This window comes from Microbacterium sp. Z12_35 (assembly GCF_058310475.1).
In genome coordinates, this window is the sequence record NZ_JBZEGJ010000001.1 from 1,020,954 (window position 1) to 1,046,588 (window position 25,635).

Here is a 25,635-nt window from a genome sequence, read left to right on the forward strand (position 1 = left end):
GCGTCAGCTCAGCGCTGGATCAGCGACCCGAGAGCTTCTCGCGCAGAGCGGCGAGAGCAGCGTCGTCGGCCAGGGTGCCGGCCGAAGCCGACTCCGAGGAGTACGACCCTCCGCCACCGGTCGAGACCGGAGCATCCGCGCTCGGGGCCGGAGCGTTCGCCTCGGCCTCGAGGGCCTTGGCGACGGCGGCCTTGTGAGCCTCCCAGCGAGCCTGGGCAGCCGCGTACTCCTGCTCCCACTTCTCGCGCTGCTCGTCGAATCCTTCGAGCCAGGCGTTGGTCTCCGAGTCGAAGCCCTCGGGGTACTTGTACTCCCCGCGCTCGTCGTACTCGGTGGCCATGCCGTAGAGGGCCGGGTCGAACTCGGTGCCGAACGGGTCGACCGACTCGTTCGCCTGCTTGAGCGAGAGCGAGATGCGGCGACGCTCGAGGTCGATGTCGATGATCTTGACGAAGACCTCTTCGCCGACCGACACGACCTGCTCGGCGAGCTCGACGTGGCGGCCCGACAGCTCGGAGATGTGCACGAGGCCCTCGATGCCGTCTGCGACGCGAACGAACGCACCGAACGGAACGAGCTTGGTGACCTTGCCCGGTGCGATCTGGCCGATCGCGTGGGTGCGGGCGAAGACCTGCCACGGGTCTTCCTGCGTCGCCTTGAGCGACAGGGAGACACGCTCGCGGTCCAGGTCGACCTCGAGGATCTCGACGGTGACCTCCTGGCCAACCTCGACGACCTCAGAAGCGTGCTCGATGTGCTTCCACGAGAGCTCGGAGACGTGCACGAGGCCGTCCACGCCACCCAGGTCGACGAACGCACCGAAGTTGACGATGGACGAGACCGTGCCCTTGCGGACCTGGCCCTTGTGCAGGTTGTTGAGGAAGTTCGAGCGCGACTCGGACTGCGTCTGCTCCAGCAGGGCGCGGCGCGAGAGAACCACGTTGTTGCGGTTCTTGTCGAGCTCGAGGATCTTCGCCTCGATCTCCTGGCCGAGGTACGGCGTGAGGTCCCGGACGCGGCGCAGCTCGATGAGCGACGCCGGCAGGAAGCCACGGAGGCCGATGTCGACGATGAGGCCACCCTTGACGACCTCGATCACGGAGCCGGTGACAACACCGTCGGTCTCCTTGATCTTCTCCACGTCGCCCCAGGCGCGCTCGTACTGCGCACGCTTCTTGGACAGGATGAGGCGGCCTTCTTTGTCCTCCTTCTGGAGAACCAGCGCCTCGACGTGGTCGCCGACCTTGACGACCTCATTGGGGTCAACGTCGTGCTTGATGGAAAGTTCACGCGAGGGGATGACACCCTCGGTCTTGTAACCGACGTCGAGCAGCACCTCGTCGCGGTCAATCTTCACGACGGTGCCTTCGATGAGGTCGCCGTCGTTGAAGAACTTCAGAGTCAGTTCGACCGCGGCCAGGAAGTCTTCAGCAGAGCCGATGTCGTTGATCGCGACCTGCTTGGTGGCCGGGGCGGTCGTTGCGGTAGTCATGTAGTGGGTTGTCCTAGTTGGGTTTGTGTCGGGCTTCTGCTCGTGCCCCACCCCCGGTTGGGAGTGAAACATTCCGCAGCCATACGATCGTTGAACGGGAACGCACAGCGACCGAGACGAAACGGCGCGAGCCGAAGCGAAGCGGATTGATTTCGTGCGATGTCACCGAGCCGGAGCCCGGACGTGCGGAACGAGCCACACGAGTGACACTCAAGACTAGCAAACGCTGGCGGGGGACGAAATGTTCCCCGCAACCCGCTCTCCCGAAGTTCTCTGGCGGCCACGCGGAACCGCGTGCGATGACCGGACGCGGCTCAGGCAGCGTGGAAGACGGGGACCCGGCGTTCGGGTTCGACGACGTACTGCCGGCCGAGGGGCGAGGTCCACTCGATCGCGCCGCCGCTGCCTTCTTTCTGACGTACCCGCCAGCCGCCGTGATGCTTGACGGTGTGGTGCCCTTGGCACAGCGGCGCGAGGTTCGACAGTTCCGTTCGTCCGCCGTCCTCCCAAGCGGTTTGATGGTCGATCTGGCATCGGGAGGCGGGAAGGCCGCATCCTGGGCCCATACATCGCTCGGCCCGCCAGCGGACCAGTCGCCGAAGCGGCGCCGGAGGTCGGTATTTCTTTCGTCCGACGGAGAGGACCATCCCGTTCTCGGGGTGGGTGAGAATTCGCATCCAGCTCTCCGCTGTGCCGCACAGCTCACGAGCCCGAGCAATGGGGATCGGACCCACCCCCTCCACCGTGGCGGGCTCGCTGCGCGCGGCCAACTCGTCGCTCAGCAGTGCCAGAACCGGAACAGTGACCGCAACGGTCGCGCGGATACCGTGGGCCGTCTCGGGGTGCGCGTTGACGACACCTTCGACGAGCAGGTCGCCCACCACGTCGGCGCGCAGCTGATCGAGCGTGCGCTCTTCACCTTCCTCCGCGCCGAGCACCTTCGCGATAGCGGTGACGCGGTCGTGCACCGCCTGCGCCTCGACCGCCGGCAGGTGGATGAGCAGCCACGCCATACCATCCTCGGACGGTTCGATGACGACTCGGCGTTGTGCGATCGCGTCACGATAGCGCTCTTCCAGCGTCGCCGACCGGACCGTCTCGACAAGCTTGCGCAACAGACGGCGGAACGTGCCCAGCGGGTGCACCTCCGCCAGCTCGACAGCGATCGGGACGACCTGGTCACGCAACTCCGCCTCGACCGTGTCGACCAGCTCCACGAGAACCTCGGCATGACGTTCCGTCGTGCGCCCGGCGTGCAAGGAGCCGAGCATCGCGGGATAGCGGACGACCAGCCCTTCGGCGGTGATGAGCATCCGATCTGCCGCGCGCTCGGTCATCTGCAGTGCCGCGGCCAACTCCAGGCGCAGCGAACGTTCGATGATCTCCAGGCTCGCCCCACGGAACGTCTCCAGCTCGGTCAGAGCCTCCCGGTGCATCGCTTCGACGCGTTCGAACCGCTGTGCCGCGAACACCGACATCATCGTCGACACTTCCGTCACCAGATCGATCGAGTCGAGCATCTCGGCCAGACCTGGGTCGTCATCCCACAGCGAATCGACGTCGTCGGCGGGCTCTTCCGCCGGGTCGATGCGATCTGTGGACATGGCAAAAGACTAGAACCGACCTCCGACATCGGGCCGGACACGAGCGCCACTCCTCGCCCGCAGCATCCGATCGCGAGCCGGACCTCATCTCGCGGGCGCCGGCGCGGCGAGTGACGAGCACGGCCGCGCCGGATGATTGACTGAATCGAACAGTGACCAGCCTCGCGGCCGGGGAGGCGATCATGGACCTGCGGTGGATGAGCGCGCCCGTCGACGAGGTGGCGGCGGCCATGGCCACGGTGCGCCGCGACTCGCGGCCGAGCTGGATGCCGACGAAGCGTCAGGTGCTCCTCCACGTCAACAACTGCCTGGTGCTCTGGTACATGTTCGTCGTCTTCATGTTCGTCGGCGTGCGGGTCGACGGCATGCAGGACGGTGTGGTGCGCCCCGACGACTTGGCGGTGCTCGCGGTGACGATGCCCGTCCTGGCGGTGTGGCTGGTGGCGACTCTCTTCCTCTACCGCGCGACGAAGCGACCCCCCTCGCCGCGTACGCGACTGAAGTCGTGGCGCCGCACCCTCACCGCACTCGCGAACGGGTTCGAGCCGCGGGCGAGCGAGAGAGCGACGTTCGCCTCGCTCATCACCGGTTCCAGCGTGGGTGTACGGGAGTACCCCCGGTTCGCCGCTCCCGGCGTCGAGTTCGGAAGCCTCAAGGCGCGTTCGCCGAGGGCCACGGAGTGGCACTACATCGCGGTGGCGCTCCCCGCGCCGCTTCCGCACCTGATCCTCGACGCGACGACGAACAACCGGGGTGGGAGCGACCTGCCGGCGGGGGTGGACCGCGGACAGCGGCTCTCGCTCGAGGGCGACTTCGACCGGTGGTTCCGCGTGTACTCCCCCGTCGCGTACGGCCAGGACGCGCTCTACGTCTTGACGCCCGACCTCATGGCAGCCCTGGTCGACCACGCGAGCGCGTACAACGTGGAGATCGTCGACGACATGCTCGTGTTCTTCACATCGCCGGGCGCCGATTTCTTCACGGCGGAGCAGTGGGAAGCGGTGGGCGCCGTCCTCGAGCACGTTGCGCCACGGGTCACCTCGAAAGCGCGCCGGTATCTGGACGAGCGGGTGCCCGGGCAGGAGGTGCCGGTGGCCCTGCGGGCGGTGCGCGCGGCACTGGACGACCCCGACACCGCGTGGGTGCCGCCCCCGGCAGTCATCGGACCGACCGGACGTCGCCTGCAGGTGCGCGATCGGAGCACCGGGTTCGGCCCGGTCATCGGCGCGGTGGCGTGGTATGTCTTCCGCGCATCGCTCTACCTCGTGCCCGGCCTGTTCGCCTTCGCCGGCTTCATGTCGATCGTCGACGGCTGGTAGAACGCCAGGCGGTCATCAGCCCGGTACCCGAGGTGCGGCTGCCGAGGCATCCGGAGGCGGCAGGGGACGATGCTGCGCCTAGCGCCATTCCTCACGCGTGACGGGCGCCGACAGCACGTCGCCCCCGCGACGCGCGTGGGCCATCAACGCGAGCTGGCCGGGGCGATCCATCGCGTGCAGGACGCACGGGCCAACCTCGCGCTCCCACGACGCGGCGAACTGCTCGGCATCGTCGCGGCGACGTCCGATCGCGGATGGCACGGAGAGGAAATGCCGCGGTCGGTCCTGCGGCGTGAATCTCCGCAACACCCAGCGCACGACCGGCGAACGCCCTCCCCGACCCGTCTCGAGGAGGAAGCGCGGGGTGCGTACCACCCCGAACAGCTCACCGAGCGCCTCGGAAAGCGTCCGCTGATCGGCGACCGAAGCCGTCGGCGCCGCGATGGTGATGGGCACGAGTCCGCGCTGAGGCGTCCCCTCGTCCACGAGCACGGATGCCTCGATGTCGGCGACCCTTCCGGCGCGGCGGAGCGCCTCCCACACCACCGCGGCGATGCGCCGGTACGCCTCGGCGGTATTCGCGGACTGCGTTCGCGCCTGGCGCCAGGCGCGCCCGAGCGGGGCCGCCGCGATGAGCCCGAGCCCGAGCGCCGCGACACCCGCGACCATGCCGGCTTCGGGTGCGGCGAGGGCGAGTCCGGCGAAGGGAGCGCCCGCCGCCCCGACCAGGGTGGCCGCCGCCACTCCCCCGAACGCGCCGCCCAACGCCCGTGACACCGGCTCACTGGTGCGGAAAACCGGATGCTGCGGCCGCCGGGCCACGAGCGCACTCACGCTCTCGCGGTCGACGTACTCCTCGCCGATCCGCCAGTCGGCTCGGGTGCGGGATCGCGTCGGCAGCGCGAGCAGATCATTCAGCGCGTCGACGGACATCGCCGCATCCTTCGCCACCACTCGCTGCAGTCCTTCACGCTGTTCGGCCGTCAGTGCAACCGAGAGCCCGCGCACCACGCGCGACGGCTCGTCGCTGTCGAGGCCCCACAGACGCGCGTGCTTGCGGCGCAGTCGCGTCGCGTCGGGCTGAGACTCGAGCGGGAACGAGGGTGGAAGCACCGTCGTGACGGTCCAGTTGTGCGCGACCTTCGCGGGCCATGCCGGGTCGAGGCGCAGGGTGCGTCCGCGCAGTTGCTGGGTCGCCGAGGCCGTCGCCACCGCCGTCAGGTCGATGAGCGTGTTGACAGCCGGGCAATCCCAGCCCTCGCCGAAGAGTCCGCGCGTGCCGACGACGACCTGCACGGTGCCGCGCATGAGCAGAACGGATGCGGCGCGCACGAGCGTGGCCGCACCGATCCCCGGCGCGTGCACCTCCGACACTTGCGTCGCGCCGAGGACCGGAGCCGACGCGACCGGCACACCCAGCAGCTGCCCGAGAGCGGGAACGAGCACATCGACGTCGCGCGTGGCGATGCGGGTGCGGTCGCCGGTCACGAGGATCGGTCGCAGGCGGGCGGTCGCCGCATCCGCCACCAGCGTGGCGAACGTACGGAGCGCTCCGGCGGTGCCGACAAGTCCGCCGTGCTTGTTGCCGTGCTCGGCGAAGTCGGTCACGACGAGCGCGCGCAGGCGCTCATCGCCGAGCGCCTCCCGCTCGAGGCGCAGAATGTCGCACGCGGCGTGATCCTTCGCCAGCGAGGACGCGAGCATCGTGTCGATCGGGTCACGGGCGCGGCGCACACCACGGTCGGTGAGCGCGTAGCCGAAGTCGGCGAGCGTGCGTCGGATCCGCTCCCAGCGGGGTTGTTCGGAGGGATCCGGGAGGAGCCGGTCGAGCCCGAAGCGGGCGAGGAGGCGCAGCGACTCGTCGGTGGTCGGCGGGCGCCGCGCGGCATCGGGCAACCGCTCGACGAGGGGATGCTGCGGGGCCACGGTCGCGAGCATCGCCGCTGCTGCTTCGGATCCGGCGAAGTCGTCGCCGAACGCCGCCGCCAGGCGAGCGTCGATCGCGTCTTCGACCGGCATCGGCGCGGCGGGCGGTTCGAGCTCGGACCGCTCGGGCTCCGGCTCGGGCTCCGGCTGGAGCTTGTCCACAAGAAATTGCCGGCCGATGTCGTTTGCGAACGTCGTACGCAGCAGCACGGCGAGCCCCTCGGCATGTGCGCCCAGGAACGCGAGCTCTTCGCGTGTGGGCTCCACGAAGCGCACGAGGTCGCGGTAGGGCGCGAGGTTGCCCTCGCGGACGACGGCGGGCACCGGCACCTCGTAGTCGACGTCGCCCAGAAGAGAGGTGTAGTTGTCGTACTCGTCGGCGTCGTCCGGCGAGGGCAGGGTGGCGGTGAGCCCGATGAGCAGCGGCTCGCGTCCCGCGGAGCGCAACCGTGCCGTCAGGGTCGCCACGACGAGCGCCCAGTGGTCGAGCAGGTGGTGGCACTCGTCGAGCACGATCGTCTCCACCCCGTGGGAGACGAGCCGGTCGATGAGGGCGAGGGCGTTCGGATGCAGCGCCGAAGCCAGCACGTCGGCATCCTCGCGCACGAGCTGCCGGCGGAGCGTGCGCGACCGGCTCGCGATCCCACGCCGGTAGACCTTCGGGTTGCCCTCCTCCATCTCGTCGAGCCACCGGGCCGCGGCGTCGGGCGAGCGGCCGTCGGCTTCCAGCTCCGCCAGCCAGCGCGTCCGCGCCAGCCCCGACAGGGGGTTGGCGCTGTCGAGCACGCTGACGGCCTGGTACGTCAGGGCGGTGAGGTCGCCGGGACTCGCCGGGTCCTGCGAGATCGCGCTCGGTTCGGCCGCGAGGGGTGCCGCCGCCCGCGCCCACTGCGCGCGGATCGTGGTGGTCGGGGCCAGCACCACGGTGCGCCGGCCTCGGCGCGCTGCCAGCAGCAGTCCGAGGAGGGTCTTGCCCGAGCCCGGTGGGGCGACGATGTGCAGCGGGGACGTGGCATCCACGTCGACGCGCTCGAGCACGTCGGCCTGGTAGTGGCGGAGGGTGCCCGAGAAACGCCACGAAGCGAGCGGGGTCGGCGTCGCGGGTGGCATCCGTTCAGCCTAGAAGGCGGCGGCCTCCGCCTTCGTTGCCGGAAGGGACGCGTCTCGACCGCTCCGCTCGCGGTGTTCGGATGCGTGCGTGATCGCATTGCGGTGGCTCCGCTGTCACGGCCACTCATCGACGTGCGCCCTCCGGCGCGGCACACTGGGCGCGTGGCGATGACGCTGGACGACGTGCGCGCGATAGCGCTCGCGCTCCCGGAGACCGTCGAGGCGACGGACGGTCACCGCGGGGGCGCCACCTGGCGAACCGCGAACGGTGTCTTCGCGTGGGAACGCGCGCCCAGCAAGACAGATCTCGCGCAGCTCGCAGAGCTCGGCATTCCGTGGCCGGACGGCCTCGTGATCGGAGTGCGGACCAATGGGCTCGCGGAGAAGGAAGCGCTCCTCGGAAGCTTCCCGGAGCTGTTCTTCACGATTGCGCACTTCAACGGCTACCCGGCCGTTCTCGTGCGACTCGACGCGATCGACCGGGATCAGCTGCGCGAAGTGATCACGGACTCCTGGCTGCTGAAGGCACGGAAGCGGGCCGCGAAGGCGTGGCTGGCCGCACCCCCGAGCCCCGAGGAATAGACGCCTCCACGGCTTCTCGCGGCAGGGTGCGCCGGCGAGACGCCAGCCCGCACGGCGTCCTCGCGGACGTCGGTTTCCGAGGGTTTTCGCCCTCGGATCGGCCCTTCCCCCACAGCGATTCCGCCCCTCCACCCAGGTAACGCCCAGGTAACGACTGCCAGGCTTGGGTTTTTGTGTCCGCATGACGCGGATTCGAGGCGCCGATTCATCGGCGTGAACCCCTATACGGAACCGGTTTTTATGCGCCCGAACACGTCATCAGTCTCCACCCGCCGCACCCGCCGTCGGGCGGAACGCCGCACCCGCCGCCGCCCGATCCTCGTGGTCGGCGGCCTTGCTCTTGCGGCTGTCTGCTCGGTCGGAATGACCGGCACAGCACCCTTGCCGCAGCCCGCTGCCGCAGCATCCTCGCCCGCCGCCACCTACGCTCTCGCCTCCTACGGCGTCCCGACCGTGATCCAGCCGGCTGCCGACCCCGAAGTCGCGCAGGCTCAGGATGCGGTCGATGCTGCGGACGCCTCCGTCCAGGCCGCGGCCTCGGTGCAGGCCGACATCGCCGCGTCGGGCCTCGACATCGGCCAGCCCGACACGTCGGTCGACACCGCGCTGCTCGAGGCGGCAGCCGATCGGCTCGAGGGTGCCGACATGCTCCCCACCCCGCTGATGCCCGCGCTGACCGAGGATGTGGCGGAACTCGTCGCATCCGTCGACACGCGGGTGGCCGACCTTCGCGGCGGCCTCGAAGGCGCCATTCAGAAGAAGGCTGCGGAAGAGGCCGCCGAGAAGGCGCGGGTCGAGGCGGAAGCCGCGGCGGCCGCTGCTGCTGCCGCTACCGCAGCGGCGAAGGCGACGGTGAAGCCCTCCACGGGTGGCGGCGGTGGCGCAGCGCCGCTTCCGGCCGTCCCCGCAGGCACGGGCGACAACAGCCCCGCCGGCGCTCAGGCGACCGCGCGCGGCATGGTCGCCGCCCGCGGTTGGGGCGAGGACCAGTTCAGCTGCCTCGTGTCGCTGTGGAACAAGGAGTCCGGCTGGCGCGTGAACGCGGCCAACCCCAGTGGCGCGTACGGCATCCCGCAGGCCCTCCCCGGCAGCAAGATGGCGTCGGCCGGTGCCGACTGGCAGAGCAGCGCGGCCACCCAGATCTCGTGGGGCCTCGGCTACATCACGAGCCGGTACGGAACCCCGTGCGGTGCCTGGGGCCAGTCCCAGCGCGTCGGCTGGTACTGACGCCCCGTCGCTGAGATTCGGAGCCGCCCCTCGCATTCGTTGCGGGGGGCGGCTTCTTCCACCCGGCAGTTGCCGGACACCGCCGCGCCCGCGTCGGTCAGGCTTCGGTCACCGGCTGACGCAGAATCGTCTTGAGGTTCGCCGGCTCGGTGCGCCGTGGATCGCTCAGGTAGATCTCGTGATGGCGCCCGGTCATCCGCAGCCCCTCACCCGGGATGAACTCGTCGTGCATCCTCGCGAGCACGGGCGCCTCGTCGTCATAGGAACCGACGTGCAGGATCTGAACGCACCGACCCTCGGCCAGCGTCTCGACGCGGAGTCGTCCCAGGAGCGGAGCATCCGGCGCGGCATCGCGCGCACGGAGGACGTGGTCGTCGGAGATCCAGTCCGGCACGAGGTTGAGCAGCATCCACTTCCACTGCGACTTGTCGCGTGTGGCGGTGAAGGCGGCCATGTCGTCGGCCCACCACAGCGCCTCGAGCGGCGGCACGACGTAGTCGCGATCGAGCTCACGCTTGCTGAGGAACTTCAGCTTGTACGCGACCGGGTAGATGGTCTCGAGCGCGGCGCGATACTCGGCGGCCGTGTTCGGGTCGCCGGCGCCCTCGATGGCGAGGTACCGCAGGGGCGGCACATCGACGATCTCGAAAGCGCCGCGCGGAGCGCCGTATGCGGCGATCTCTTTCTTGAGATCCACTTTGGTCACGGGACCAGCATGGCCGATGCCGGATCGCCCGTGGCGAACAATCGGGCAGAGGTCAGTCGAGTCGCCGCCGGCCGACGAAGCCGGCGAGGAGCGCGTAGAGCAGGGGCAGGACGGACACGCCCATGAGCACCGACCCGAGCACCGCCTCATCGGGGCGCAGCAGGATGCCGCCGATGAGGAGCCCTGCGAACAGCACTGCGGCGAGCACACGGCGCCCGAGACGCTCGAGTGCGCGCAGTCGCCGCTCGATGCGCGGCGCCTGCGCGGTGAGTCGCCCTTCTTCGATCCTCGTCACCACGTCGTCGAGGCGGCGCGGAAGGCGCGCCACGACCCCTGCGACCGATGCCGCCTCCTGCGCGAACCCCTGCACGACGTTGCCGCCCTCTTCGCGGATCAGTCGATTGGCGTAGGGCTCCACCGCATCCCAGATGTTGAAGGCGGGGTCGAGCGAGCTGCACATCCCCGATGTCAGTGACATGGCGCGGATGACGAGGAGGAAGTTCTCGGGGAGCTGGAACGGCAACGCGCGAACGGTGTCGCCGAACTCCTCGGCGAACACGCGGAACTCGCGCGGGTCCACCTCCTGCAATTCGGCGAACCCCATCCCGCCGAACCGCGCGAAAAGCTGAACCATCGCGCGTTCGAGTTCGGCGGTGTCGGCCGAGGGCAGCAGCATCCCCACGTCGCGTATTCCGTCGACCAGGCCTTTGCCGTTGCGGGATGCGGCGGCGATGAGTACCCGCCGGAGGCCACGACGGAGACCGTCGGGGACCTCCCCCATCATGCCGAAGTCGATGAACGTCAGCCGCCACGGTGGGCCGGGCGATGCGACGCCTGACCCGTCGACAGTCCCGGGAACCCGCCGCAGCGGAGTGACGAAGATGTTGCCGGGGTGAGGGTCGGCGTGGAAGAAACCGTGCACGAACAGTTGGTCGAACATCACCGCGGCGAACTGCGCGGCGACCTCCGATGGGTCGATGCCTGCCGCGCGCAGCCCGTCGACGTCGTTGATCTTGATCGCCGTCACGTCCTGCAACGTCAACACGCGTCGCGTCGTGCGCTCCCACACGACCTCCGGCACGGCAACGCGGGCGTCGCCGGCGAACTCGGCCGCGAACCGCTCCGAGTTCACCGCCTCGTGGACGTAGTCGATCTCCTCGAAGCTCGTCGCGGCGAACTCCTCGATGAGAGCCGGTGCGTCGACGCGATCGGCCACGACCTTGACCCGCATCAGCCACTGGCCGACGCGCCGAAGCGCCCGCAAGTCCACGTCGATGACCTGTTCGATGCCCGGCCGCTGAATCTTCAGGACGACATCGCCGAGCCCGGTGTCCGCCGCATCCGCTTCTCCGAGTCGGGCACGATGCGCCTGACCGAGGGATGCTGCGGCCAGCGGGGTGGGATCCACGTACGCGAACGCCCGATCCAGCGTCACACCCAGCTCGGCCTCCGCCAACTCCCGGATCGCGCCGAAGGGCACGGGCGGGACCTCATCCTGGAGCCCCTGCAGCTCGTTCGTGATCTCCGGCGGGAGCACGTCCAGGCGCGACGACATGAACTGTCCGACCTTGATCATCAGCCCACCGAGGTCCACGGCGAGCACGTGGAAACGCTGCGCGATGCGCTGGAGTCGGGCGGCCCGGCCGCGCGCGGCCAGCCGGGCCAACCCGATCCGCGGCAGGAAGAGCTCGAACCACCACGACTGCACGAGGTACCGTGCCGCGAACCGCGTGATGCGGCGGTACCGGGCGCGCAGGGCGTAGCCGTCGGCTCCCGCGTCGCCCGACCGCCGGCGTGCAGCGGGCACGCCGTCGGAGTGCGACAAGCTCAATCCTGCGCGAGGATGGAGAAGATCTTGCGACGCGCCTCATCCAGCACAGCGACTGCTTCCTTGACCTGCTCCTGAGTGCCCGAGCGACCCACCTGCGCGGCCGCCTGGGCGAGATCGATCCCGGCCTTGGCGAGCGCCGTGTGGCGTCCGCTTTCGCGAGCGCCGGACGTCTCCCACGGGGCCGACTTGTCGCTCTCGGCACCGGCAACGACGCCACCTTCGTCGGTCAACGAGTAGGTCTTGCGGCCGCCCGACTCCTCGGCGCGGATCAAGCCCTCGTCGGCCAGAAGCTGAAGCGTCGGGTACACCGAACCGGGGCTCGGCTTCCACGTCCCGCCGCTGCGCTCCTCGATCTCCGAGATGATCTGGTACCCGTGCATCGGGCGCTCGGCGAGAAGGGAGAGCACCGCCGAGCGGACGTCGCCCTTCTGCATCCGCGTTGTGGGCTTGGGCATGAAGGAGTCGCGAAGCTGCTCCATCGCATCCCACAGTCCGGCGCCGCTCGGCCAGCCCGAGCCTGCACCCTTGCCCAGTCCGGCGAACCCATCACCGAAGAATGAATTGCTCATGATGAACCTCCTCTGCGCCGCGTCCACCGCGGGCTCGGCGATACATAACGATATATCGCTAGACGGGGGTCGGCTGGGGTTCCGCGGCGAACTGCCAGGTTGAGTTGTGGCGCTCTGCGGTGTTGCGCGCGGGTGGCCGGGTGCGGCGGTGGCCGGGGTGCGGTGGCCGGGGTGCGGCCGGGGTGCGGCGGCGGGGGTGCGGTGGCCGGGGTGCGGCGTTGGGCTCAGGTGTTCGCTTCACCGGATCGACGTCTCGCTGAGGGTGGCTCGCGGCGAGCACCTACGGAGGAGATGTGCACTCCGGAGTCCGTATCCGGCCGAAGCCGCCTCCCGAACGCACATCTCCTCCCCAACGGCACGGCGCGGGCGGCGCAGACGACCGCGGGGCACGGCACCTACAGCTCTCGGCGAGCTGCTCGGGAGGACATGTGCACTTCGGAGGCCCGTATCCGGCCGAAGCGACCTCCCGAACGCACATCTCCTCCCCAACGGCACGGCGCAGGCGGCGCAGGCGTCGGGCCGGTAGGCGCTCGGCGCCTCGCACCCGGCCGCTCTCGGCGAGCACGTCCGGAGGAGATGTGCACTCCGGAGGGACAATTCCAGCCCAAGCGACCTCCCCAACGCACATCCCCTCCCGAACCGCACGCCCGAAAGGCGGCGGGGGTGCCGCCGGCGGGCACGCCGCCGCGAGGCGCCCGGCCGCGGCCGCTCGCCGCGAGCACCCCCGCAGGGGATGTGCGCTCCGACGGACTTTCCTCGTCGCATCCGTCTCACTGAGCTTCCCCGTAGCCTGGGGGTATGACGAAGACCTGGGACGACGTCCGCCCGTACTTCCTCCGCACCGCCGTAGCGCACGTGGCGACCCTGCTGCCGGACGGATCGCCCCACAGCGTTCCGGTCTGGGTGGGTGTCGAGGGCGATCACGTCGCATTCTTCTCCGTCGCCGACTCCCGCAAGGACAAGAACCTCGCGGCCGACCCGCGGATCGCCTTCTCCATCACCCACCCAGAGAACCCGCTCGACATGGCGACCGTCCGCGGGCGCATGGTGGAAAGGATCGACGGGGATGCGGCGATGCCGATCATCGACCGGATCGCCGAGCGATACACCGGCGGGCCGTACGACATCCGGTCGGGCATGGTCGTCTTCCTCGTGCAGCCGGACGTCTGCTGGGCGCACGACTACACCGGGGAATAAACCCCACGTGCACGGGTAGAAGCGCATCGTCGCGTTCGCCCGGGAGCCGCCACCATCGACAGGACCCCTATGACCCGCATCGGCTTCAGCGACCTCGACATCGCACCTCTGGCCCTCGGCGGCAACGTCTTCGGGTGGACGGCCGACCGCGATGCCTCCTTCGCGATCCTCGACGCATTCCACGAGGGCGGAGGCAACTTCCTCGACACCGCCGGCGGCTACAGCGCGTGGGTCCCGGGCAACTCCGGCGGCGTGAGTGAGACCATCATCGGCCAATGGCTCGCGGCGCGGCGGCCGGAGAACCTCGTCGTCGCGACGAAGGTCAGCAGCCACCCGGACTTCCGGGGTCTCTCGCCGAAGACCGTTCGCGCCGGCGCCGAAGCGTCACTGAAGCGCCTCGGAGTAGACACGATCGACCTCTACTACGCGCACTTCGACGACGCGGACACGCCGCTCGAGGAAACAGTCGCGGCGTTCAACGACCTCGTCACCGATGGCCTGGTGCGCTACACCGGCGTCTCGAACTACTCGGCCGACCGCATCCGGTCCTGGATCTCGCTCGCGCAGGCCGCCGGCAGCGCCCTGCCCGTCGCCATCCAGCCGCGCTACAACCTCGTGCACCGCAATGACGTCGAGGATCACATCATGCCGATCGCGGAGGAGTTCGGTCTGTCGCTTGTGCCGTATCCCGCGCTCGCCGGCGGATTCCTGACCGGGAAGTACCGATCGGTGGATGCTGCGGATGGATCGCCGCGCGCCGGGGGTGCCGCGAAATATGCCACACCCCAGGGGCTTGCGATCATCGACGCGCTCGAGGACGTCGGCCGCGCCCACGACGCGTCGATCGCGGCGACGGCGATCGCCTGGGTTCGTGCTCAGCCCACCGTCGCCGCGCCCATTGCCAGCGCATCCAAGCCGGAACAGGTCGCCGACCTGTTGGCGAGCCTGCGGGTCGCGCTGTCAGCCGACGAGGTGGCGCGCTTGAACGACGTCTCCGCCTGGACCCCCTGACTGCCACGTCGACTCGCCAGCATCCGGCCATTTTCCGGCCGGATCACAACGCTTCTCGGCGAGTCGACGCGCCAGAGCTCAGTACCAGTTGACGGACTGCGACTTGCCCCACGCAGCACACGGAGTTCCGTACGCGCGGGAGATGTAATCGAGACCCCAGGAGATCTGGGTGGCGGCATTGGTCTGCCAGTCCGCGCCCGCGCTGGCCATCTTGCTGCCGGGAAGGGACTGCGGGATGCCGGTGGCCCCACTCGAGGCGTTGTACGCCTGGTAGTTCCAGTTCGACTCCTTCTGCCACAGGGAGTTCAGGCACGAGAACTGATCGCCGCCCCACCCGTATCGCTCGGCGGCCATCTGCTGAGCCACGGCTCTTGCGCCGTCAGGCGTGTTCGCCGCCGCGCGCAACTCGGCCTGGCGTTGCGCCTCTGCCGCCGCTGCGGCCTCAGCCTGGCGCTGCGCCTCTGCGGCCGCCTCCTCAGCGGCCTTCTGGGTGCGCGCTGCCTCCAGGGCTGCGTCGAGCTCCGCCGTGGCCGCGAGGGCGATGCGCGTCTGCGCATCAGCTTCCGCTGCCACCTCGGGGAAGAGCAGCGCGGGGACGACGCGCACCGCCGAGAGCCGCTCGATTGCCGAGGCGAGGGCGGCGGTATCCACCGAGGTGGCGCCCTCCCCCAGACTGAGCCCGGACTCAGCGACCTCCGTGGTGACGGCTGAGGCGCTTTCGAGTGCCGATTCGGCGTCGGCCAGCGTGAGCTGAGCGTCGCGGGTGCTCATGGCGAGCGGCTGCAGCACAGATACGGATTCGGCGATGAGGGCGTTCGTTTCCCTCTCGGCGGTGCGCGCCTCGGTCGAGGGCTCGGCGGCCACGGCAGCCAGTCCGGTCGTGCCGATGAAGGCAATCGCAGCGGCTGCGCAGGCGGTGGCGAGGGCCACACGGCGGCGGCGGAGAGAAGGGGTCATGTGATGAGTGGGCATGGCGAAGCGAGGCTCCTTGAAGGGTTTCGCGTCGGGAACGCGGGCGTGTCATCGGGTGGACACAAAGCCTCGAGTCTGGTGCATCACGCCTGGAGGGAGCCTCCGTGCCACCTGGACGAACCGTGAGAGCCCGGCGTCACAACCGGGACGGCAGCCTCCGCGAGACCGAGGGTCCGTTCGCGGCAGCGGCCCGGGTAGGCGACGTCAGTAACGCTGCCAGTCGGGCTTGTGAGCGTAGGTGTAGCGGTAGTAGTCCTGCAGCTGCAGCCTGCTCGCCGCCGCTTCGTCGACGATGACGGTCGCGTTCGGGTGCAACTGGAGGGCCGACGCCGGGCACATGCTCGACAGAGGCCCCTCCACCGCGAGCCGGATCGCCTCCGCCTTCGCATCGCCCTGAGCGGCCAGCACGAGGTGCCTTGCCTCCAGGATGGTGCCGAGCCCCTGCGTGAGACAGTGCGTCGGCACATCGTCGGGGTGATCGAAGAACCGGCCGTTGTCGCGACGGGTCTGCGGCGCGAGCGTCTTGATGCGTGTGCGAGAAGCGAACGACGACGTCGGTTCGTTGAATCCGATGTGCCCATTCGCGCCGATCCCGAGGATCTGCACGTCCACCCCGCCCGCGGCCAGGATGTCCTCCTCGTAGCTGCGGCACGCGGCCACCAGGTCGGTCGCACGGCCGTCGGGCACCTGCACGAGCGCTGGATCCATGCCGAGCGGCGCGACGACCACCCGGCGGATCACCGAGAGGTAGCTCTCGGGGTGGTCGGCCGGGATGCCGAGGTACTCGTCGAGCGCGAAGCCGCGCACCCGCGACAGATCCAGCTGGCCGTCCTCCACCATGCGCGCAAGCGCGGCATAGATCGCCAACGGCGACGACCCTGTGGCAAGACCCAGAACACCAGGATCGGCGCCCTTCAGAACGGCTGCGACCTTCCGGGCGGCAAGCTCACCGACCTCGGCCGGTGTCGCGAGGATGACGACCTCCATGCCTCCACGCTATCCCGACCCGCGGCCCGGCGATCAAGCGCGCGGTGCGGATCAGGGCCGCTGAGACCGGTAGTACGCGAGCAGCGCCTTCGTCGAAGCATCCTGCGCCTCGAGCGCGGCCGCATCGCCCTCGAGAGCCGGCGCGATCTGGAGGGCCAGCTGCTTGCCGAGCTCCACGCCCCACTGGTCGAACGAGTTGATGCCCCAGATCGTGCCCTGTGTGAACACGATGTGCTCGTACAGCGCGATGAGCTGCCCCAGCACCCCCGGCGTCAGCGCCGGACCGAAGATCGACGTCGTCGGCCGGTTGCCGGGGAACGTGCGCGCCGCCACCAGCGCACCGGTCGTCCCCTCGGCCTCGACCTCCTCCGCGGTCTTCCCGAACGCCAGAGCCTTCGTCTGCGCCAGGAAGTTCGCCAGGAACAACCCGTGTACGTCGCGCCCGTCATCCTCCAGCGGGTAGGCGGGGTTCGCGAACGCGATGAAATCGGCCGGGATGAGGCGCGTGCCCTGGTGGATCAGCTGGTAGAACGCGTGCTGCCCGTTGGTGCCGGGCTCCCCCCAGAAGACTTCTCCGGTGTCCGTGACGACCGGCGTCCCGTCCCAGCGCACCGACTTGCCGTTCGACTCCATCGTCAGCTGCTGCAGGTACGCCGCGAATCGGTGCAGCTGCTGCGCGTACGGCAGCACCGCGTGCGACTGCGCGCCGAGGAAATTCGTGTACCAGACGTTCAGCAGACCCATGAGGATCGGCACGTTCTGCGCGAGAGGGGTGGATGCGACGTGCTCGTCCACAGTGCGGAATCCCGCGAGCAGCTCGCGGAAGGTGTCGGGCCCCAGCGCGATCGCCAGCGACAGCCCGATCGCCGAGTCGACGGAGTACCGACCGCCGACCCAGTCCCAGAACCCGAAGGCGTTGGCCGGGTCGATACCGAACTCCGCGACCTTGTCCAGCGCCGTCGAGACGGCGACGAAGTGGTGGGCGACGGCGTCAGTCCGGGATGCTTCGGAATCGTCGATCGCGCCGCGCTCGGCCAACTGCCCCCACAGCCAGTCGCGCGCGAGTCGCGCGTTCGTGAGGGTCTCCAACGTCGTGAAGGTCTTGGACGCGACGATGAAGAGTGTGGTCTCCGGGTCGAGGCCCTCGGTCTTCTGGGCCGCATCCGTCGGGTCGATGTTCGAGATGAAGCGGGCGTGAATACCGGCGTCGGCGTAGGGCTTCAGAGCCTCGTAGACCATCACCGGGCCGAGGTCCGAGCCGCCGATGCCGATGTTGACGACGTGCGTGACCTTCTTGCCGGTCACTCCGCGCCACTCCCCCGAGCGCACCCGCTCAGCGAAGGCCGACAGCCGGTCGAGCACCTCGTGCACGTCGGCGTCGATGTTCTGGCCGTCCACGACCAGCTCGGGACTCTCCCCGCCGGCGCGGCGGAGCGCCGTGTGGAGAACCGCGCGGTCCTCGCTGGTGTTCAGGTGCACGCCCTGCAGCATGTCGGCGAAACGCTCGGCGACACCTGTCTGCTCCGCGAGGCGCACGAGCGAGGCGAGGATGTCGTCGGTGACGAGATTCTTCGACAGGTCGACGTGCAGTTCGCCGAGCGTGTGCGTCATCCGCTCGACGCGGCCGGGATCGTTCTCGAACCAGCGGCGGAGATCAGGAGCGAAGGAGTCGCGAGCAGCGGTCAGCTCGCTCCAGGCGGATGTGGACGTGGGGTCGACAGGAGCGGTCACAGGGTCAACGCTAGCGACCCGCGGGGGGCGGCGGCTCCGGATTACCCAACAACTCCACCTCGCGCAGCGCGAGCGGCAGTTCGGCAACGAGTTCGCGAGCCAGGAAGCCCAGCCCGAGACGGTCGGTCAGTCGATCACCGGCTCGCCCGTGCACCCACGTGCCCCAGACTGCAGCGCGGGACAGATCCGTGCCACGCGCCACGAATCCGGCGACCGCGCCGGCGAGCACATCACCGCTTCCCGACGTCGCGAGTCCGGGACCACCACCGCCGACCGTCCATGTGGCACCGTCGGGGCCGGCCACCGCGTCGTAGCACGTGACGATGGCCCGGTACTGTCGCGCGACCTCGCGCACATCCGACTCCAGGTCGCCGCTTGGCTCCTGGGCCTCAGGCGCCCCCTGGAGAAGGAGCGCGAGCTCCTCCCGATTCGGCGTCAGCACCAGAGCATCCGGAAGACGTGCGCGGTCGATCTGCGGGAGCACGCCGAGGGCGTACGCGTCGAGGATGAGGCGTTGCGGACCGGCATCGGCCACCGCGAGGAGCGTGTCGCGGGTCTCGTCGGCATCGTCGAAGCCCGGCCCGACCAGCACCGCGTCGGCACTGGCGAGATTCCCGGACGCCGTTTCATCGAACGGGTCGGTCGCCTCGTCGGGCAGGGCATAGATGGCGGCCTCGGGCAGCACGGCCCCGAGCTGCACGTCGATCGACCCCGGCGCGAAAACACTGAGCCGCCCCGCGCCGACTCGGAGCGCGGCCTCGGCCGAGAGCATGACGCCCCCCGGCGTCCGCCGGGAACCCCCGATGACCACGACATCGCCGCGCGACTTCTTGTCACCTCCCGGGTCTGGCAGGCCCCAGTGGGCCAGGAGCTCCGGCGTGACCTCTTCCGCGCCGGCGGCGCTGCCCGCGTCCGCTCGACGGGTGTCAGTCGACTCTGACATCGGGACCTCCCGGTTGCGGGGCGCCTGCGGCGTCCGGTGGCTGGAGATCGGGTGTCCCCTCATGCACCGTGATGTCGGCGCCCTCCTCCTGCAGATGGCTCACGTCGGCGAACGCCGAGACCTGCCAGCCCGCATCTGTCAGATCCAAGCGGGTCACCGAGGCGTTCAGGACAGGGTTCGCGGAGGCGAACGCGAGGAGCTCCTCCTCCTGCATGCTCATGAGGAGCGACGTGATGAGCGTCACGACCGCGTCGTGGGCGACGATGAGCGCCGACTGATCGGGGCCCGCCAGCAGGTCGCCGAGGAACGACCTGAGGCGCAGCGCCACATCGGCCCACGACTCCCCGCCGGGCGGTCGGTGGTAGTACTTGCCGAGATGCCGCCGCCGCTGCGCCTCTTCGGGATGCAGGTGTGCCACCCCGCTCGTCGTCAGCAGGTCGAGGATGCCGAGTTCCCGGTCGCGGAGGCGCTCATCGACGCCGACGACCGGGAGCTCGTCGCCCAGCGCGATCGCGAGCGTCTCGCGTGCACGGAAGTAGGGCGAGACCCAGTAGGTCGCGATTTCGGCGCGGTGCTCTGCCACCCACACGCCGAGCGCACGCGCCTGATCCTCCCCCGTCGCAGACAGCGGGACGTCGGAGTCCCGAACGTCCAGCGGGATGCGCTCGAGACCCTCCCGTTCGGCGCGTGTCGCAGCGACATTTCCCACACTCTCGCCGTGGCGCGCGAGCCACAGAGTTCTCATCGGCATTAGCCCAGCGTAGGAGGGCACCCCGGATGTCGCGCGGGGGTTGCGCTCGCGTCGTGCGGGGCGACCCACCTGACCCTCTAGACAATCCAACCAACTAGTTGGTAAGGTGCTGACATGAACGCAATCGCCTTGCAAGCCGCCGAGTACGGCGCACCACTCACCCCCGTTTCCATCCCGCGTCGGGCGCTTCGGCCGGACGACCTGGAGGTCGCGGTCACCTACTGCGGCGTCTGCCACAGTGATCTCCACGCGCTGCACACGAGCCCAGACGAGGGCGGGACCTTCCCGCTCGTTCCCGGCCATGAGTTCGTCGGCGAGGTGGTCGCCGTCGGCCCGGAGGTGACGAACTTCCGCGTCGGCGACTTCGTGGCCGTGGGCAACATCGTCGACTCGTGCGGCGTCTGCCGCATGTGCCGCGCCGGCCAGGAGAACTTCTGCGAGCAGGTTGCCACGCTCACCTACGGCGGACGCGACCGCGTGGACGGAACGATCACCGCGGGCGCGTACTCCACTCGGTACGTCGTTCGCGAGCATTTCGCCTACCGTCTTCCGGACAACCTCGACCCTGCGGCCGTTGCGCCGCTCATGTGCGCGGGAATCACCGTGTGGGAGCCGCTGCGGATCGCCGGGGTGGGGCCCGGCACGCGCCTGGGGGTCGTGGGGCTTGGCGGCCTCGGCCACCTCGCGGTCAAGCTCGGCAAGGCCCTCGGAGCCGAAGTGACCGTGTTCACCAGGTCGGCGAGCAAGACCGAGGACGCACTCGCGCTCGGCGCATCGCACGTCGTCGTATCCACGGATGCCGACGCCATGCGCGCGCGGCAGAGCTCGCTCGACGTCATTCTCGACACCGTCTCCGCCGATCACGACCTCGCACCGTATCTGCACGTCCTGGACCTCGACGGCACCCTGTTCTCCCTCGGGTATCTGGGTCCCGTCACGGTGCAGACGGTGGATCTCGTCTACGGGCACAAGAAGCTCAGCTCGTCCGGCGGCAGCGGCCACCGCTACACCCAGGACCTCCTGGACTTCTGCTCCGAACACGGTGTCGTCGCCGACGTGGAGGTGGTTCCCGCGTCCGGAATCGCCCAAGCGCTCGACCGGCTCGGACGAAACGACGTCCACTACCGGTTCGTGCTGGATCTGCGGGAACTCGACGAGAGCACGATCCTCGCCTGACGCGCTACGGCTCCTCCGCAAGCGGCACGCGGAGGAGCCGGTCGTCGTCAGCTCCGGGTGACCCGCGGCCGTCGGTGTTGTTGGTGAGCAGCCACAGCTCGCCGCCGGCCACGACGGCGTCCCGCATTCGCCCGTACTCCCCCGCCCACAGGGCGGTCGGCTCGCCGGACAGTGCGCCGGCCTCGACATCCAGCATCCAGACGCGCTCGCCGCGCAGCCCCGCGACGAAGAGCGTTCGGCCGGTGGCAGCCAGGCCGCTCGGGCTGGCGTCGGAGGGCGTCCAGGTCGCGATCGGGTCGACGAACGCTGCATCCGCCGCGATGCCCTCGTGCAGGGGCCAGCCGTAGTTACCCCCGGGTTCGATGCGATTGATCTCGTCGACGGTGTTCTGCCCGAATTCGCTCGCCCACATGGCGCCGTCGGCCGTCCAGGCGATGCCCTGGACGTTACGGTGACCGAGCGAGTACACGGACGAGTCGAACGGGTTTTCCGGCGCAGGATCGCCCTCCGGCGTCAGGCGGAGGATCTTGCCGGCGAGGGATGCTGCGTCCTGTGCCGCATCGCGCAGCCCGGCATCCCCGGTCGTGACGTACAGGAATCCGTCGGGGCCGAACGCGATGCGCCCGCCGTTGTGGTTGCTCGCGCGCGGGATGCCGTCGATCACGGTCTCGGGTGCGCCGAGGGTGCGGGATCCGGCGGCGCCGCGAAGCGGCAGCCGGACCACCCGATTGTCGCGGGACGTGCCGTGGTAGGCGTACAGCCACGTGCCTGCGTCATCCTCCCGCACGGCGATGCCGTGCAGGCCGCCCTCGCCACCGGGCACCACATCCGGCACGGTGCCGAGTTCCCGTGTCCGCCCGTCGGCGTCCACCTCGACCACGGTGCCGGTGTCGCGCTGGCTGATCAGCAGAGTTGCGTCGGGGAGCACGACGACCGACCACGGCGCATCCAGGTGGGTCGCGGCCGCGGTGGGAGTCCCGGACGGGCGGTGGGCGGATGCGGTTCCGGTCGCCGGTGTCGCCCCGCTCGTGGGTGGCGGCTCGGCCGTTGGGACCCGCGCTGTCGGGACGGGTGGCGCGCTCGGGCCGGCGGCGGAGCATCCGACAAGCAGAAGCACACTCGCGACCACTGCCGCACGACGTCCTCGACGGGTTACTCCTGTCCGCTGCAATTCTCCCCGCTCACAGACCTACAAGCTCCGCGCTGCGCTCCCACAGCTTCTTCGCCAGTGCCGGATCATCCGCCATCGGGCTCGTCCGGGCCACGCGGTTGCGCGCGTAGTACTGGCCCGGCTGCCAGTCGAGTCCGGCCTTCCCGAGGGCGAGCCAGGTCAGGCGCGACCCGCCGACATCGGTCGAGGTCAGGAACCGCCGCATGACCGGACTCGTGTACAACCACCGCCACGGCCCCGTGGATGCGGCGGCGAAACCGCTGGCGATCGCGCCGGGGTGGAAGGCCACGGCATTCAGTCCGCCGTCGCCGTAACGGCGCTGCAACTCCTTGGTGAAGAGGATGTTCGCGAGCTTGGCGTTGCCATAGGCGGTGCTCGCCGAGTAATGGCGTTCCGCCTGCAGGTCATCGATGTCCAGCCTCGCCAGCCGGCGTGCGGCAACGCTGGAGGTCTGGATGACCGACGCCGAATTCTCCAGGAGCCGGCCCAGGAGGAGGTTCGTGAGGAGGAACCCGCCGAGGTGGTTGACCTGGAACGTCTTCTCGTAGCCGTCAACCGTGACCACCCGATCGCTGAAGATGCCTCCCGCGTTGTTCGCCAGGACGTCGATGTGCGGATACGTCTCGAGGAGGGTCGCTGCGAGGTCACGCACCTGTGCCAGGTCGCTGTAGTCAGCGACATGCCACGGCGCACCGAGCGGGCCGGCCACGGCGCGGGTCTTGTCGGGGTCGCGTCCGACGACAACGACCTGCTCCCCCGCATCCTGCAACTGGCGGGCGGCGGCCGCCCCGATGCCGTCGCTGGCTCCGGTGAGAACGATGGTGCGGGGCACAAAGCCTCCTTAGACGTGGTTCTCTGTCAGAGGTCGAACTTCTCGTTGTCGCCTTCGATACGTTGGCCGGTCACCTTGTGCTTGACGAAGGCAACGACGCTGGCGACTCTGCCGCCGGGGCTGTCCCAATACTCGCCGCTGTGCGTGTCGATCTTCAGGAGCACCACGTTCGGGTCTTCCGGACCATCCGGGAACCAGGCCTCGAGGCCGGCGTTCCACTGCTCGCGCAGCTTTGCGGCGTCTTCGACCACGTGCGCGGTGCCCGACAGCGACAGCCACGCGTCGTTGGAGCTGAAGGAGACGCCGACCGTGGCGTCGAGGCGGATGTGTTCCACCGCCGACGCATCGCGGCTGATCACGAACCACAGGTCGCCGTCGAACTCGGTGTCCTGCACCGTCAGGGGGTGGGCGACGAGCTTGCCCTCTGCCGTGCGCGTGGTCACCATCGCGAAACGGAACTTCTTGAGGAGTTCGTTGAGCTTGGCCAGCTCGGAGGTGTCGGCGGTCATGAAGTTTCCTTTCACCGGACGGACGCCTCCATGCAACCGCGCCACCACCCTCCGTGACGAGGTGTTGACACGAGACGATCCATACGGCAGATCCGCCCCAGGTGAGGAGACCCGCTCGCCGATCCCGGCAAGCCACTGGACGCGGCGCGGTCTCGTGCGAAGACTCGAGGGATACCGCAACGCGCCGCAGTGCGCCGGGAAGGATCGCCGTGGCAGAGAACGTCGCCGAACAGCTCGTCCAGCAGCTCATCGAGGCGGGGGTGAAGCGCATCTATGGGATCGTGGGCGATTCGCTCAACCCCATCGTGGATGCGGTGCGCCGCACGGGCGGATCGGCGAAGGGCGGGATCGACTGGATCCACGTCCGCCACGAAGAGGCCGCCGCCTTCGCCGCGGCATCCGAAGCTCAGCTCACCGGTGAACTTGCGGTGTGCGCGGGCAGCTGCGGCCCCGGAAACCTCCACCTGATCAACGGCCTCTACGACGCCCACCGGTCAGGCGCGCCGGTCCTCGCGATCGCCAGTCACATTCCAGCCGTGGAGATCGGCTCGGACTACTTCCAGGAGACGCATCCGGAACGGCTGTTCAACGAGTGCGCGAACTACTGCGAGCTGATCTCCACGGCGGAGCAGTCCCCCCGCGTGGTGAACTCCGCTCTTCGGCACGCCACGGGCGGGTCGGGTGTGGCCGTGGTCGTGCTCCCCGGCGATCTCGCGACCGAGAAGGCCGCCGACTCCTTTCCGCCCTTCGTGCCGGTTCGACTGGGGCGCGTCGCGCCCGACCCGGGAGACGTCGAGGCGCTGGCCGCCGCGATCGGTCAGGCCCGGAAGATCGCCCTGTTCGCGGGGGAAGGCGCCCGCGACGCGCGCGAACAGCTGTTGTCCTTCGCCGGTCATCTGCAGGCACCGATGGGGCACACGCTTCGCGGTAAGCAGTGGGTGCAGTACGACAACCCGTTCGACGTGGGGATGTCGGGCCTCCTGGGCTACGGCGGAATCGACCGGGCCATGCACGATGCCGACCTTCTGCTGCTGCTGGGCACCGACTTTCCGTACGGGCAGTTCTTTCCCGATGCGGGCGAGGTCACGATCGCTCAGATCGACGCGGATGCCACGCGCCTGGGTCGCCGCGCGGCGGTGACGCACCCTCTCCACGGGGATGTCGGCCTCACTCTGGAAGCGCTTCAACGCCTTGTGCCCGCCCGCAGCGACCGTGCGTTCCTCGATGACACCCTGAAACACCACCGGAAGGCGATGAAGGACGCGGTGGCGATCTACACCGATTCATCCGCTGTGCCGATCCACCCCGAACGTGCAATGACCGCGATAGATCGGGCCGCCGCATCCGACGCCGTCTTCACCGCCGACACCGGCATGGGGAACGTGTGGCAGGCCCGCTACGTGACCCCCACCGCGCACCGGCGGCTCTTGGCGTCGTTCCGGCACGGATCGATGGCCAACGCGCTGCCGCAGGCGATCGGCGCCCAGTTCGCCTACCCCGAGCGGCAGGTGATCGCGATCGCCGGAGACGGCGGGCTGTCGATGCTCCTCGGCGAACTCCTCACCGCGGCCGCCTACCGGCTGCCGATCAACGTCTTCGTGTTCAACAACTCCACGCTCGGCATGGTCAAGCTCGAAATGCTGGTGAACGGCTATCCCGACTTCGCCGTCGACGTGCCCATGGTCGACTTCGCCGCTCTCGCGGGAACCCTCGGGTTCCTCACCCAGCGGGTCACCGACCCGGCGGATCTGGATGCGGCGATCGCCACGGCGCTCGCACACGCCGGCCCGGCGCTCGTCGACATCGTCACCGACCCCGATGCGCTGTCGATGCCGGCGACCATCACCGCAGAGCAGGTCACCGGGTTCGGGCTGTCGATGGCGAAACTCGTGCTCGGGGCAGAACAGTCGGGCGGGATCCGCCAGGTGATCGAGACCGCGAAGACGAACATCAAACACATTCGCGGACTCTAGGAGGGGTGAACGTGGA

21 protein-coding genes are annotated in these 25,635 nt (G+C 69.4%); 7 read left to right on the plus strand and 14 right to left on the minus strand.

Annotated elements, in window-relative coordinates; all coding sequences use genetic code 11:
* Positions 1–19: 19 nt before the first annotated feature.
* Entirely contained in the window at positions 20–1,492 is a 1,473-nt protein-coding gene (rpsA, locus tag AC4FS1_RS05085) for a 30S ribosomal protein S1 (RefSeq protein WP_491153173.1), read from the minus strand.
* 314 nt (positions 1,493–1,806) lie between these two features.
* Positions 1,807–3,096: an HNH endonuclease signature motif containing protein gene (locus AC4FS1_RS05090; RefSeq protein ID WP_491153174.1), complete on the minus strand. Its 1,290-nt coding sequence runs from the start codon at positions 3,094–3,096 to the stop codon at positions 1,807–1,809.
* Positions 3,097–3,248: 152 nt separating this feature from the next.
* Between AC4FS1_RS05090 and AC4FS1_RS05095 the strand changes: the two genes are divergently transcribed.
* Positions 3,249–4,415, plus strand: coding sequence for a hypothetical protein (locus tag AC4FS1_RS05095; RefSeq protein ID WP_491153175.1), 1,167 nt, complete (start codon positions 3,249–3,251; stop codon positions 4,413–4,415).
* A 78-nt stretch (positions 4,416–4,493) separates the two neighbouring features.
* On the opposite strand, the gene AC4FS1_RS05100 is transcribed toward AC4FS1_RS05095, so the two are convergent.
* Complete coding sequence (locus AC4FS1_RS05100; RefSeq protein ID WP_491153176.1) at positions 4,494–7,451, minus strand: DEAD/DEAH box helicase family protein; 2,958 nt, start codon at positions 7,449–7,451, stop codon at positions 4,494–4,496.
* 168 nt (positions 7,452–7,619) lie between these two features.
* On the opposite strand from AC4FS1_RS05100, the gene AC4FS1_RS05105 reads away from it, so the two are divergent.
* Positions 7,620–8,033, plus strand: coding sequence for an MmcQ/YjbR family DNA-binding protein (locus AC4FS1_RS05105; RefSeq protein ID WP_491155641.1), 414 nt, complete (start codon positions 7,620–7,622; stop codon positions 8,031–8,033).
* Positions 8,034–8,396: 363 nt separating this feature from the next.
* Entirely contained in the window at positions 8,397–9,260 is an 864-nt protein-coding gene (locus tag AC4FS1_RS05110; protein WP_491153177.1) for an aggregation-promoting factor C-terminal-like domain-containing protein, read from the plus strand.
* Between the two features lie 97 nt (positions 9,261–9,357).
* On the opposite strand, the gene AC4FS1_RS05115 is transcribed toward AC4FS1_RS05110, so the two are convergent.
* The 3 genes from AC4FS1_RS05115 to AC4FS1_RS05125 are packed head-to-tail and all read right to left on the minus strand — an operon-like array spanning position 9,358 to position 12,366.
* The gene (locus AC4FS1_RS05115; protein ID WP_491153178.1) at positions 9,358–9,966 is read right to left on the minus strand and encodes a GyrI-like domain-containing protein; all 609 of its coding nucleotides are present in this window, start codon (positions 9,964–9,966) and stop codon (positions 9,358–9,360) included.
* A 52-nt stretch (positions 9,967–10,018) separates the two neighbouring features.
* Positions 10,019–11,773, minus strand: a complete 1,755-nt coding sequence (locus AC4FS1_RS05120; protein WP_491155642.1) for an ABC1 kinase family protein — start codon at positions 11,771–11,773, stop codon at positions 10,019–10,021.
* A 20-nt stretch (positions 11,774–11,793) separates the two neighbouring features.
* Positions 11,794–12,366 carry a PadR family transcriptional regulator gene (locus AC4FS1_RS05125; protein ID WP_491153179.1) on the minus strand — a complete coding sequence of 191 codons (573 nt, stop codon included), beginning with the start codon at positions 12,364–12,366 and terminating at the stop codon, positions 11,794–11,796.
* 798 nt (positions 12,367–13,164) lie between these two features.
* On the opposite strand from AC4FS1_RS05125, the gene AC4FS1_RS05130 reads away from it, so the two are divergent.
* On the plus strand, positions 13,165–13,563 hold the full coding sequence (locus tag AC4FS1_RS05130; protein WP_491153180.1) for a TIGR03618 family F420-dependent PPOX class oxidoreductase: 399 nt from the start codon (positions 13,165–13,167) through the stop codon (positions 13,561–13,563).
* Between the two features lie 69 nt (positions 13,564–13,632).
* Positions 13,633–14,574 (plus strand): aldo/keto reductase, encoded by a 942-nt coding sequence (locus AC4FS1_RS05135; RefSeq protein WP_491153181.1) that lies wholly within the window; start codon positions 13,633–13,635, stop codon positions 14,572–14,574.
* 78 nt (positions 14,575–14,652) lie between these two features.
* On the opposite strand, the gene AC4FS1_RS05140 is transcribed toward AC4FS1_RS05135, so the two are convergent.
* From AC4FS1_RS05140 to AC4FS1_RS05160, 5 genes are all read right to left on the minus strand, one after another.
* Complete coding sequence (locus AC4FS1_RS05140; protein WP_491153182.1) at positions 14,653–15,531, minus strand: aggregation-promoting factor C-terminal-like domain-containing protein; 879 nt, start codon at positions 15,529–15,531, stop codon at positions 14,653–14,655.
* A gap of 219 nt (positions 15,532–15,750) precedes the next feature.
* Positions 15,751–16,533 (minus strand): glucosamine-6-phosphate deaminase, encoded by a 783-nt coding sequence (gene nagB / locus AC4FS1_RS05145; RefSeq protein WP_491153183.1) that lies wholly within the window; start codon positions 16,531–16,533, stop codon positions 15,751–15,753.
* A gap of 51 nt (positions 16,534–16,584) precedes the next feature.
* Entirely contained in the window at positions 16,585–18,264 is a 1,680-nt protein-coding gene (gene pgi / locus AC4FS1_RS05150) for a glucose-6-phosphate isomerase (RefSeq protein ID WP_491153184.1), read from the minus strand.
* A 10-nt stretch (positions 18,265–18,274) separates the two neighbouring features.
* The gene (locus AC4FS1_RS05155) at positions 18,275–19,207 is read right to left on the minus strand and encodes an NAD(P)H-hydrate dehydratase (protein WP_491153185.1); all 933 of its coding nucleotides are present in this window, start codon (positions 19,205–19,207) and stop codon (positions 18,275–18,277) included.
* A complete protein-coding gene (locus AC4FS1_RS05160; protein WP_491153186.1) occupies positions 19,191–19,958 on the minus strand; it encodes a histidine phosphatase family protein in 768 nt (255 codons plus the stop codon). Before AC4FS1_RS05160 ends, AC4FS1_RS05155 begins: the two co-directional genes overlap by 17 nt.
* Before the next feature lie 114 nt (positions 19,959–20,072).
* Between AC4FS1_RS05160 and AC4FS1_RS05165 the strand changes: the two genes are divergently transcribed.
* Entirely contained in the window at positions 20,073–21,134 is a 1,062-nt protein-coding gene (locus AC4FS1_RS05165; protein ID WP_491153187.1) for an NAD(P)-dependent alcohol dehydrogenase, read from the plus strand.
* Between the two features lie 4 nt (positions 21,135–21,138).
* On the opposite strand, the gene AC4FS1_RS05170 is transcribed toward AC4FS1_RS05165, so the two are convergent.
* Genes AC4FS1_RS05170 through AC4FS1_RS05180 form a run of 3 tightly spaced genes read right to left on the minus strand, consistent with a single transcriptional unit; the run spans position 21,139 to position 23,646 of the window.
* Positions 21,139–22,263, minus strand: coding sequence for a PQQ-dependent sugar dehydrogenase (locus tag AC4FS1_RS05170; RefSeq protein WP_491153188.1), 1,125 nt, complete (start codon positions 22,261–22,263; stop codon positions 21,139–21,141).
* Positions 22,264–22,315: 52 nt separating this feature from the next.
* A complete protein-coding gene (locus tag AC4FS1_RS05175; protein WP_491153189.1) occupies positions 22,316–23,137 on the minus strand; it encodes an SDR family NAD(P)-dependent oxidoreductase in 822 nt (273 codons plus the stop codon).
* A 26-nt stretch (positions 23,138–23,163) separates the two neighbouring features.
* Entirely contained in the window at positions 23,164–23,646 is a 483-nt protein-coding gene (locus AC4FS1_RS05180; RefSeq protein WP_491153190.1) for a pyridoxamine 5'-phosphate oxidase family protein, read from the minus strand.
* A 209-nt stretch (positions 23,647–23,855) separates the two neighbouring features.
* Here AC4FS1_RS05180 and AC4FS1_RS05185 point away from each other — a divergent pair, with 209 nt between their 5' ends.
* On the plus strand, positions 23,856–25,619 hold the full coding sequence (locus AC4FS1_RS05185; RefSeq protein ID WP_491153191.1) for a thiamine pyrophosphate-dependent enzyme: 1,764 nt from the start codon (positions 23,856–23,858) through the stop codon (positions 25,617–25,619).
* Positions 25,620–25,635 lie beyond the last annotated feature (16 nt).

What these genes read in the sequence shown, in the direction of transcription:
- rpsA (WP_491153173.1), bottom strand. Translation starts at nt 1,492, where the DNA reads ATGACTACCGCAACGACCGCCCCGGCCACCAAGCAGGTCGCGATCAAC.
- AC4FS1_RS05090 (WP_491153174.1), bottom strand. Translation starts at nt 3,096, where the DNA reads ATGTCCACAGATCGCATCGACCCGGCGGAAGAGCCCGCCGACGACGTC.
- AC4FS1_RS05100 (WP_491153176.1), bottom strand. Translation starts at nt 7,451, where the DNA reads ATGCCACCCGCGACGCCGACCCCGCTCGCTTCGTGGCGTTTCTCGGGC.
- AC4FS1_RS05105 (WP_491155641.1), top strand. Translation starts at nt 7,620, where the DNA reads ATGACGCTGGACGACGTGCGCGCGATAGCGCTCGCGCTCCCGGAGACC.
- AC4FS1_RS05110 (WP_491153177.1), top strand. Translation starts at nt 8,397, where the DNA reads ATGACCGGCACAGCACCCTTGCCGCAGCCCGCTGCCGCAGCATCCTCG.
- AC4FS1_RS05125 (WP_491153179.1), bottom strand. Translation starts at nt 12,366, where the DNA reads ATGAGCAATTCATTCTTCGGTGATGGGTTCGCCGGACTGGGCAAGGGT.
- AC4FS1_RS05130 (WP_491153180.1), top strand. Translation starts at nt 13,165, where the DNA reads ATGACGAAGACCTGGGACGACGTCCGCCCGTACTTCCTCCGCACCGCC.
- AC4FS1_RS05135 (WP_491153181.1), top strand. Translation starts at nt 13,633, where the DNA reads ATGACCCGCATCGGCTTCAGCGACCTCGACATCGCACCTCTGGCCCTC.
- AC4FS1_RS05140 (WP_491153182.1), bottom strand. Translation starts at nt 15,531, where the DNA reads ATGACCCCTTCTCTCCGCCGCCGCCGTGTGGCCCTCGCCACCGCCTGC.
- nagB (WP_491153183.1), bottom strand. Translation starts at nt 16,533, where the DNA reads ATGGAGGTCGTCATCCTCGCGACACCGGCCGAGGTCGGTGAGCTTGCC.
- AC4FS1_RS05155 (WP_491153185.1), bottom strand. Translation starts at nt 19,207, where the DNA reads ATGTCAGAGTCGACTGACACCCGTCGAGCGGACGCGGGCAGCGCCGCC.
- AC4FS1_RS05160 (WP_491153186.1), bottom strand. Translation starts at nt 19,958, where the DNA reads ATGCCGATGAGAACTCTGTGGCTCGCGCGCCACGGCGAGAGTGTGGGA.
- AC4FS1_RS05165 (WP_491153187.1), top strand. Translation starts at nt 20,073, where the DNA reads ATGAACGCAATCGCCTTGCAAGCCGCCGAGTACGGCGCACCACTCACC.
- AC4FS1_RS05180 (WP_491153190.1), bottom strand. Translation starts at nt 23,646, where the DNA reads ATGACCGCCGACACCTCCGAGCTGGCCAAGCTCAACGAACTCCTCAAG.